At 46.5% G+C, this 9,547-nt stretch carries 10 protein-coding genes and 1 tRNA gene; 8 read left to right on the forward strand and 3 right to left on the reverse strand.

The window, feature by feature from the left end:
- Positions 1-42: 42 nt before the first annotated feature.
- The 6 genes from EJV45_RS08390 to EJV45_RS08415 all read left to right on the forward strand — a co-directional run bounded on the left by EJV45_RS08390 (position 43) and on the right by EJV45_RS08415 (position 6,649).
- Entirely contained in the window at positions 43-2,028 is a 1,986-nt protein-coding gene (locus EJV45_RS08390; RefSeq protein ID WP_129715231.1) for a hypothetical protein, read from the forward strand.
- Entirely contained in the window at positions 2,006-2,242 is a 237-nt protein-coding gene (locus tag EJV45_RS08395) for a hypothetical protein (protein ID WP_129715232.1), read from the forward strand. The genes EJV45_RS08390 and EJV45_RS08395 overlap by 23 nt, the downstream gene beginning before the upstream one ends.
- A 206-nt stretch (positions 2,243-2,448) precedes the next feature.
- Positions 2,449-4,560: a M48 family metallopeptidase gene (locus EJV45_RS08400; protein ID WP_129715233.1), complete on the forward strand. Its 2,112-nt coding sequence runs from the start codon at positions 2,449-2,451 to the stop codon at positions 4,558-4,560.
- Positions 4,561-5,270: 710 nt separating this feature from the next.
- Positions 5,271-5,582: a serine hydrolase gene (locus EJV45_RS19690; RefSeq protein ID WP_129715234.1), complete on the forward strand. Its 312-nt coding sequence runs from the start codon at positions 5,271-5,273 to the stop codon at positions 5,580-5,582.
- Positions 5,545-6,324 carry a serine hydrolase gene (locus tag EJV45_RS08410; RefSeq protein ID WP_165305015.1) on the forward strand — a complete coding sequence of 260 codons (780 nt, stop codon included), beginning with the start codon at positions 5,545-5,547 and terminating at the stop codon, positions 6,322-6,324. Before EJV45_RS19690 ends, EJV45_RS08410 begins: the two co-directional genes overlap by 38 nt.
- 130 nt (positions 6,325-6,454) lie before the next feature.
- Positions 6,455-6,649, forward strand: a complete 195-nt coding sequence (locus EJV45_RS08415) for a hypothetical protein (RefSeq protein WP_129715236.1) — start codon at positions 6,455-6,457, stop codon at positions 6,647-6,649.
- A 92-nt stretch (positions 6,650-6,741) separates the two neighbouring features.
- On the opposite strand, the gene EJV45_RS08420 is transcribed toward EJV45_RS08415, so the two are convergent.
- Together EJV45_RS08420 and EJV45_RS08425 are read right to left on the reverse strand one after the other, a co-directional pair.
- The gene (locus tag EJV45_RS08420; RefSeq protein ID WP_129715237.1) at positions 6,742-7,038 is read right to left on the reverse strand and encodes a DUF2071 domain-containing protein; all 297 of its coding nucleotides are present in this window, start codon (positions 7,036-7,038) and stop codon (positions 6,742-6,744) included.
- Between the two features lie 93 nt (positions 7,039-7,131).
- Positions 7,132-7,207 (reverse strand) — tRNA-His (locus tag EJV45_RS08425).
- A 247-nt stretch (positions 7,208-7,454) separates the two neighbouring features.
- On the opposite strand from EJV45_RS08425, the gene EJV45_RS08430 reads away from it, so the two are divergent.
- Complete coding sequence (locus EJV45_RS08430; RefSeq protein WP_129715238.1) at positions 7,455-8,114, forward strand: response regulator transcription factor; 660 nt, start codon at positions 7,455-7,457, stop codon at positions 8,112-8,114.
- A 22-nt stretch (positions 8,115-8,136) separates the two neighbouring features.
- Here the strand turns inward: EJV45_RS08430 and EJV45_RS08435 are convergent, their stop codons facing one another.
- Entirely contained in the window at positions 8,137-8,382 is a 246-nt protein-coding gene (locus EJV45_RS08435; protein WP_129715239.1) for a hypothetical protein, read from the reverse strand.
- A 123-nt stretch (positions 8,383-8,505) separates the two neighbouring features.
- Here EJV45_RS08435 and EJV45_RS08440 point away from each other — a divergent pair, with 123 nt between their 5' ends.
- Positions 8,506-8,901, forward strand: coding sequence for a YtxH domain-containing protein (locus tag EJV45_RS08440; protein WP_129715240.1), 396 nt, complete (start codon positions 8,506-8,508; stop codon positions 8,899-8,901).
- The last annotated feature ends 646 nt before the right edge of the window (positions 8,902-9,547 follow it).

A 9,547-nucleotide genomic window follows, 5' to 3' on the forward strand; every position in this document is an offset into this window, starting at 1 on the left:
GACCTGTTTGTGGAATCCCCGCAGAATGTGCATCATTGCAGCATGCGCTTAATTATATATCTTATTATTCTTTCATCTGTTGTTAAACCATGCCTTGGTCAGGATCCCTATCTTGGCAGACTGTCTATAAGCGGGCTTGTAGGCGAACCGGGTGTTTCGCCACGGGGTGATATCTGGCTTGCTACGGCAACAGGAAAGGTCTATTACCGGTCTGAAGGCGATCAGCTCTGGCGGGAAAACCCTATCAGTTCGGGGGATTTTGAAGCGTCTAGACACTACGAACGCATCAGCTTTTTCGCTGACAGCACGATGATGCTGTCTGGATTTTTGCAGGCTGACGGGAAAACAGACTTTATTTTCAGGACGAAAGATTATGGAAAGACATGGGAAAAAGTACCTTTCGGAAAGGACAGCTGGCTCGATGGCGCTTATGTTGGTAAGGATGGCAAAGCCTGGATGACGGGGAGCTCGCAATACATCTATTACACAAATGATTCAGGTAAGACTTGGCAAACGTTTGATAAAATTGAAAAGACCGGCAATTTAAGGATCACATCAGTGTATTTTAGAGACGATGGCAAAACCGGACTCTTTGGGTCACTCTGGAACACGCTGTATCTGACGACTGATAATTGCTCCAGTTGGACAAAGATTCCAACTCCTCTGACGCAGAAGAGGTATACACGCGTTTCAACCAAAAACCGTCCGGACATCAGAAAAATCAGGATCAATGATGACTATTATATCATTGATCAGGAAGGTAAAACCTTTGTAAGTAAGACTTCCGAAATTAACTGGGAGTATCTGCCGGAGGTTCAGAACTTCGAAGTCACTTCGTCAGGAAATCTATATACTTTATGCCGCGACGGTCGCATTAAGCTATATGATTCAAATTTTTCCTGTATCTGGACATCGGAAAAAAAAGTACGTTTTCCTGTTTATGCCAGTACTGTAAAAGGGAACGAGCTTATACTGCTGACCGCTGAAGAATTATATCAAATCAGTCCGTCTGATTTCAGGGCATCTGAGTTGCTTAGGGCCGATAGTAAAATCCCTAAGCCTGAATTGCAGATCAGTATGAATGGCCAGGAATACGGATTTGCCGGTAGAGATGTTTTGAAATACGATGCAACAAGACAACAATGGTATAGACTAATGGTGCTGGATTTTCATGTCACAAATGCAACTTCGGTGAATGGAAAACTATTGATTTCCGATGATAGCTACAACCAGTTTTATGAACTGGATCCATTGAAAAACGCTGTTTCTGCTACACATCTTCCGCCGAATATGATTGATCTAAAGACAACGCCGGTAATAGAATTCCGGTTAGAGCGGGACAACACCGGCTGTTATCATCATGACAAGTCAATCCGGTCTTTTGTACGGAAAGGAAACCGGTTCATACTGGACACTCAGGCATCAGGCGGTACTTTCTTGAATAACCTGGCTACGTCGATTGAGGAGTCTGAGATCCATGCACTTGCGAAGCTAATCACTGAAACAAAGCCTGATCAGCTGAGCCTGCAAGATCTGAATATCACGCACCAGGATATCAGCAATTTCAAACAATATATCGATAAGCAGGCCATAAAGATCAGAAAAAAGGGCTTGGACGATTACCGAATTGGGGAAACCGTTTACACATTTCTCGCAGAAAATACCGACTTCGAATATTATAAGCAGGTTGCAGATTCACTGTATGGTATTCCACATGCCCTGATTGGCACTGTGTTTTCACAGGAGGATAGTTATTGGAGTACCACAACGGTTAGGCGGAGTGTAACTTTCGTTTTTAAAGATGGCAAGAAGCTTGTTGTCGAAAATGCATATAACCGTCCAAATTACCTGCTATTGCCATGGGATGTTGATTATGGTAAGTATAAACTCAAATCTAACGCCATTGGATTCAGCAAAGCACTCAACCGCTTAACAAAGGGCGGCTTCTTTGATACCGATATCCGCGATAAAAGATATGCCATATTCAGGATTGCAGAATACCTGTATGGAAAGAAGCTTATCCGGTGATGACGTTCCTTTTGAAAACATGATCGAAAAAATGTTCCTGGCGAATCAGGTTGAAAAAAAGGATTCTCATTTAGCCAAAGGATTAGGGCGGGAGGACATTCTGATGTCGAGCGATTTTATCCGCGATTTAATGTCGCTGGCCATTCTACGCGAGAAAGTTCAAGAACATGAGGAACCGGAAAAATTGACGAAACCAACCAAATGGTCGATTTAATTGCATGCAATTATTTCAATAGATTTTGTCTCTGGTAGCGTAGTTGGAAACGCTAGTGCGAATCTTAGGCTTTTTTATTCCAGTGGCTGCCGTGCCTACAGACTGCACAACAAGAAAGCAGAATTTTAATCAATAGAATCCACATAGCAATATTTTGAATAATTTCCGTTTTGCACTATCTTGACCTCTCAAACTTTTTAACGCTCATGTATCATCCTGTTCCTCCCATTTCGAAAGAATTCCGGATGGCCGGCATATGGTCGGTTGGCTCCGTTTTGCTGTTTCTCGTTAGTTATGTAATCCTGATCTCCATGTTGCTGCTGCTCATTGCGGGCGCTGTGTATGGTGCGACACTATTGATTGCCTGGTATACTTCATGGCCCACAATCGCTCTGTTCGTTGTGGTGATGGTAATGACGGCCCTGGTGCTGATTTTCCTTTTTAAATTCGTCGCGAAGGAGCATGTAACGGACCTCTCGCACCTGATAGAAATTGTGGAGGCAGATCAACCGGCGCTGTTTGAGCTGATCAGGCAAACAACGAACGAAGTCGGGACAAAATTTCCCAGGCGGGTGTACCTCGGTAGCGATGTGAATGCGGCCGTTTTTTACGATTCCAGTTTCTGGAGCATGTTTTTTCCGGTTCGCAAAAACCTGCAGATCGGGGTGGGGTTAATGAATTCGACTACGTTATCGGAATTTAAGGCAATTCTTGCACATGAATTCGGACATTTTTCTCAGCGCAGCATGAAGGTGGGCAGCTACGTTTACCATTCCAACCGGGTCATGCACGACATGCTGTTCGACGATGAAAGTTACCGCGACATGGCAGAGCGCTGGGCAAGTATACATGGATATGTGTATGCAGGTGTCAGGCTGGCCCAGGGCCTGGTGGCTTCAATCCGGTGGGTGCTGCGCAAGATTTACCAGGTGCTTAACGTAAATTATTACAAGCTGTCCAGGGAGATGGAATTTCATGCCGATGCCGTTGCCGCTTCGATTACGGGTGCCGAACCCATGATCAATGCGTTGCTGCGGATGGGGTTATCAGTACATGCGCTGGATAAAGTGCAGGAGTTTTATCAGAACCAAACGGGCGGAGCTTCCATCCCTACGAACATCTATGCCGGGCAGCGTTTCGTGATGACCCACCTGGCCGGCGAGCTGCAGGTTCCCCTGCAAGGCGGTCTTCCGCAGATTACGGAAATTGATATGGGGCGTTTTGACAAAAGCAAACTGGTACTCACTGACCAATGGGCTTCCCACCCAAGCACCCGGGACCGCGTGGACAGGCTGCGGTTGTTGATGATGACGGCGGCCAGCGTTGATCACCAGCCGGCCAACACCCTGTTGCAGGACTGCGCGGCTGTGGAGCTAAAACTCACACAACATTTGTACCGCGAATTGGAAATCAATGGTGCACTGGAGTCCTGTGATTCGGCGGAATTTGAGCGGCGTTTTGTTGATTCCTGGCAGCAATACAGACTGCCGGAACTATACCGTGGATATTTCGATTCCCGGGACCCATACGTCTATAAAAATCCGCAGGATTTTAACGACCAAACAGAAACGTTTAGCGGGGCGGATCAGGTTTTTAGCGACGAGCGTATCGAGGATCTGAAGACTCTGGAAGCGCTTAATAGCGACTTAATTATCCTCGGGCAGATTCAGCGTGGTGAGATCGATGTGCCAAGCTTCGATTACGACGACAAGCGATACCAGAAGGCAGATTCCCCTGCCGTGATAGAGGTGCTGGAGGCAGCGCAGAGCGGACTTGAGCATCAATTTGGGCGACTGGATAAGCAGATTTGTTACTTTTTTTACAAGCTGGCTGAAAATTCGGGCCAGGCCGGACTATTTGAACAAAGGTATCAAGCGTACGCAGCGGCATCCGAGACCGCGCGAAATTACCATAACGACTATTTGGCGATAGTGGGAGGAGCGGCTTACATGATGCGGCGGCTGCCTTATGATGACATAATCAACAGCACTGAGGCCCTGAAGAAAATGGAACCCCGGTTTAAAAAGACGGTTGAGGCCATGTGTGCGGATCCGGCCTTTGCCAGGTGCATGACAGAGGAACAGCTTGAGCTCTTGCAGAAATACCTTTCCAAAGACTGGACTTATTTCGACAAAGACATGTATCACGATTCGCAGGTAGATCTGTTGTATGCCGCAATAAATATCATCTTTGCGGTCAACAACCAGGCGCTGTTTTATGCGAAAAAGGATTTGCTGAGCTACCAGGCGGAGCTTGCATCGGCACAGCCGGTGTATGGGGCAAAGGCGGATGAGCAGGCTGAGTTTGCGGTAGAGTAGGGCATCGCGGTAAGGAAGCCAACCAATACGGCCAGCAGTTTTGATGAGGGTTTTGCCTACTTACTGCCACTAATAGGTGCGGACCGGTCTCGTATCTTCTCGCCGCAGAAAGGTATTAAAAGTCTTGCACTGTTTTAATGACATTGGGAAGAACCAAGGAGGGGAACTCTTTGGGGATAAGGAGCAACGAATCATGAACCAAGACCATGGCGCATCACCACTCATAACGCAGTTTTTAAGTCTGAAGCTGAGAACAGCCGGGCCTTTTCCCGCCGCGGTCGGACTTTGGATGCTTTTATGCAAGAGGAGATACACAGCCGGAGCGGTTTGTTCGTCTCTTGTATGTTGTTTTCAAAGGTACGAACGCTTTCGGCTATGCCTCAGGTGCTTCTTTTCCAAGAAAAAGAAGGAGCCCCACGGCGGTGAGCGGTTCGGTATCATAGCCTCACATCTATCAGATACCAAAGAACTATAGGCTTTCGCAAAACTTTTCCCGGACAACAGTGACCTTCACTGTTCAAAACATAAACTTTGCCGTCAAGGACCTTGGCTTTGTATAGCTGAGGCTAGCTGGATATTTGCATGCGGATTTGGATCAGGACATTTAGGGTAGAAGGTTTAATCAATTCAATAAAGACGGCTATCTTGCACGAAGCACGCAACGTTTATGGAAAAGCCGTGTCTTTATACCAGGACCCAATCCAAAACTGATGAAAAAACTAGCATTATCCTTCATATTCGCGCTGTACGGTAACATAATATTCGCCCAAAGTTTAGACCTTCAGGCCAAGTCTGTTGACAGTCTCTTTTCTAAGTACACAACGGGGGAATCATCCGGAATCAGTGTGTTGGTGGTGCGCCACGGCAAGAAAATCTACAACCGATCATTTGGATATGCGGAGATCGCCACAAAGCGGAAGGCGACCAATGCAACGAATTACCGGATCGCCTCAGTTACCAAACCATTCACAGCAAGCTATTTTGATGCTTCGCGACCAGGGAAAGTTAAAACTAGAGGATAAGCTCGTTTCCTTTTTTCCAGGCCTTCCGCCGTTTGCCAGAGAGATTACCATTTTGCAAATGATCAACCATACTTCGGGACTTAAAAGCTACGGCGATGCACCGGCTGGTACCACCTTCAGGGATCTGGATATTTTGCATGTTGTGGAAAGGCAGGACAGCACCAAATTCAGGCCGGGGAGCAGGTTTTCTTATAGCAATACCGCTTATGTGTTGTTAGGGCTGGTGGTGCAAAAAGTCTCAGGGCTTCCGCTTAACGAATTTGTACGCAGAAACATATTCAAACCTCTTAAAATGAAAAACTCAACGTTCAATAGCCTCGAGGGAAAGATCAACAACCGGGCCTGCGGTTACAACCTGCGTGATGGAAAACTGTTGCAGGAAGATCAGAGTGACGCCAGCTACCTTCAGGGGGATGGCGGGATTTATTCGTCGATCAATGATTTTTATCACTGGGATCAGGCACTTTATTCGGATAAACTGTTATCCTCTGAGACCATGACCGAGATTTTTTCTCCCAGTTCCAGCGAGGCCCCCGGACTGGACTATGGCTACGGCTGGTACATCGAAAGTAAATATGGCACCAAACGAATTTCGCATAGCGGTGGAACCACCGGTTTTTCGTCGTATTATGTACGCTATCCGGAGAAAAAATTTTCCATCATTGTCTTCGGCAATCAGGATGAAGGGCTGGCCCTGGATCCAATCATTTCGGCGATTGAGCGCATCTATCTTGGCCGCTAACTTATTGCACCCCGCCACCAGTATCGAACCATAATCTGAACGGTAGTGCAGTTATACGAACTGGTAATGAGCATGCCTTAAAACCAGCCGGATGTAGGTATTGTTATCTATACACCCAGATCACATGGCTATGAAAAATCCAACTGAAGACTACCAGCAGCCCAAAGCAACCGGCGGCGAGCAAAAAGTTATCCTGAACGAGAAGGAGACCGCCGAAACCGATGAACGGGATCCAAAATTTATAACCGATGAAAATCAAACCTCACCGGAAAACAGTCAGGATAAATTTAAACCAGGCAATGATGCCAAAACCGAACTGATATGAATACGTGGGTTCGTTTAAAATAAATAGCTAACGGGCATCAAGCATTGCCATAACCACTGTTCCGGACAAAGCATGTGCATAATGACCATTTTTCAAATGGCCGCACGGATCACCATTTTGCATTCAACGGAGATTTCTGAGCCCTCGGCCAGCATAACTGAGGCCGGAGCCAGTTGATTAAGTATAGCAAACCGGTCCCCGTAGGTCAAGCCAAAGTTCACATCCAGCTTGTAATCCAGGACCGGATAATGTCCCCACCGGGGATGCCTGACTTCATATTCATTGGTGAGGTGATCTTTATAACGTGCATAACCCCAGTAATGCTCCGTAATGAATTCCGTCTTGGTGGCCTCCTCGAACTCACCGAACCGCATACATGATATATGCATATCAAAAATTTCCCCTTGCCAACTCGGTGCGGAAAAAGGACGAACCCCCTTTAAACAAAAAAAGCAGCTCTTTTCAGAACTGCTTTTAAACCGGGGTGGAATATGGGGCTCGAACCCACGACCTCCTGAACCACAATCAGGCGCTCTAACCAACTGAGCTAAAACCACCGTTTTAAGAGACGCAAAAATACGACTTTTTCGTTTCAGCGCAAATATTTTTGATTGCCGCATGCAAAACTGCTATTTAAGCGCCTGCAAGACAATTAATTATTTTTTTGGTGCAGCTCTTTGCACACCGCTTCTTTCTAACTGTCTAACAATTTCTCGCGATTATCATTCTTGCTAAATGCACTGTTTACATTCCTTGTCGTTCTAATTAAGTCGTTTTAGCTATATTGCAGGCAAACCTATCATCTTTGAAGTTCCTGACTGTAAATTATGGCTTATCGCGTAGCGTGAGAGGAGAATTCCTCGATCCTTCAGCCTTATTGCTTATTTACGATGTCTCCCGCGATCAGCTTAATTGGGAGCATTCAGGGCGGCTGGCCGTCGCAGATCCCAGGCCCGTTCAGGAAGATATGAGACCCAGTAACCTGATTCTGCATCCGGATGAGATTGTGCTGCTGCGCGGCAAAGCAGGAGAACTTGTAGAGAAAGATCAGCCGGGGTTCCAGCTTTCATACTTTACCCGGCTCAAGTTAACAGCGACCGATGACTGGATGTGGTATTCCAGTTCGCTGAAAATTCTTGCCCGTAATTTACAAAACGACGTTACGCACATCCTCATATACAGTTTTCCTATGCAGCTTGACGACAATGTAAAGCTCAAGCTGGAACGGCTGCAGGCAGATCAGTTATTTATGCTTCGTCACGCTGCAGAGTTTGAAACGCTCACCAGCCGTGAAAGGGAAATTTTGAGACACCAGGCGATGGGAAAAACCGCCCAGGACAGTGCTGATATGCTGTTTATTTCAGAACAAACCGTAAAGACGCACCGCAAAAACATCCGCTCAAAGCTCGGTTCACCTGCGCTACCCGTGCTGTTTCAGTATGCGCGTGCGTTCGATCTTGTGTAACCTTTGGTAAATTTATTTCAACTCAGGATTCTTTAGGGGAACCGCCCGATTCATGTGCCGCAATGCCCTCGCGGATCGATGCAAGCAGCGGCAGGTCAATCTCGCAGCCTTCCTGTTCACAATGCTCATGATCACTTTCGTCAAGGCGGATAGTGCCTAACACTTCGTTGTCTGTTGCGATCTGGTAACGGCCACCGCCAAGATTCTCAATAACAAACACCTTACCCTGGTCGCCATCTGCTACTTCTACTCTGAATTGATTTTGCATATCTGTTTTTCCTGTTAAACGCCGGGCGACTAAAATTGTTCGCGGCTGCATTCCCGGTGTACAGATAAATACTTTATCAAACAATGAAGGCTACAGCTTGTTAGCATCTAAAATACTACAGCTATGAAATACAGAAAGTTATTCGCGAAAGCGTTCGAAAGAAATTCAGGCAACGATGCTGCGGTAGCCACAGCATTGGTTGCGGGCCTCGCTGTAGGCGCCGTACTTGCCGTCCTGTTTGCGCCTGATAGTGGCCGGAATACACGCCGCAAAATCGGTGAACAGGGGGGAAGCCTTACCGATGCCATCAAAGACCTGACTAACTCTTTAAAAACTAAAATCACGGGTGCCGCCGAACAGGCTGAGGAAGCCGTAAGCAATAACGAGGTACCGCACTACACGAAACAAACGCAAAAGAAGCCAAAATCAGATATCAAAGAGATCATCCATGAGGCGCATGCGGGCGATAACCAGAATCAGGATCAAACCCAGGAGCAGGAACAACAGCAACAAGGCTAAGACAATTGCATACTGTTAAGATGACATAAAGAATACCGGGCCGGCGTCCGGTATTTTTTTATGTCTCGGGTTTAGCTTTCAGTGTTTGATCCCGTATGAAAATAAGGCAAAGCGGCCGGGGCATATCGAAAAAGCATCCCAATCCAGACAGAATGATTCGGGAGGAGGTGATAATGGATTTTTTTTAGATTTTAGATATGAGATTTGAGTCCTGAGACAAGTGCAAAACTTCGCGGAACGGTCGGCAGTGCCAAAGGCAGGGGATCCTTCGCCGTTGCGACACCGGGAAAAAGGACATTGCGTAAAGGCGCTTCGGGATGACGGCGTGAGGCATGGGCATTGAATTATCTCGATATGAAAATTGACATATGAGTCCTGACAAGCGCAGAATCCCTCGGTCGGTTTAGGGCGTATTGGAGGTTAGGCGCCCAGTGCCTTGAACTTTCAACTTTTCACTTTCAACTCAGAGCGGTCTTTCTTCTTGGCTTTTTCTTCAGTCTCATTAGGGGTTAGACACCGTGTCATGTCCTAAAAAAAGTAGACACTTTTATTGTTGTTGTTAGATCTGTTGGAATGTGGGAAACTCGGAGAGTTTTCCATATTTCAACAGTTTTCTTTTTTTGCTTCTTTTTTTCTTTTGAACTTG

This window comes from Pedobacter sp. SYP-B3415, from assembly GCF_004138205.1.
Taxonomy (GTDB): Bacteria; Bacteroidota; Bacteroidia; order Sphingobacteriales; family Sphingobacteriaceae; genus Pedobacter.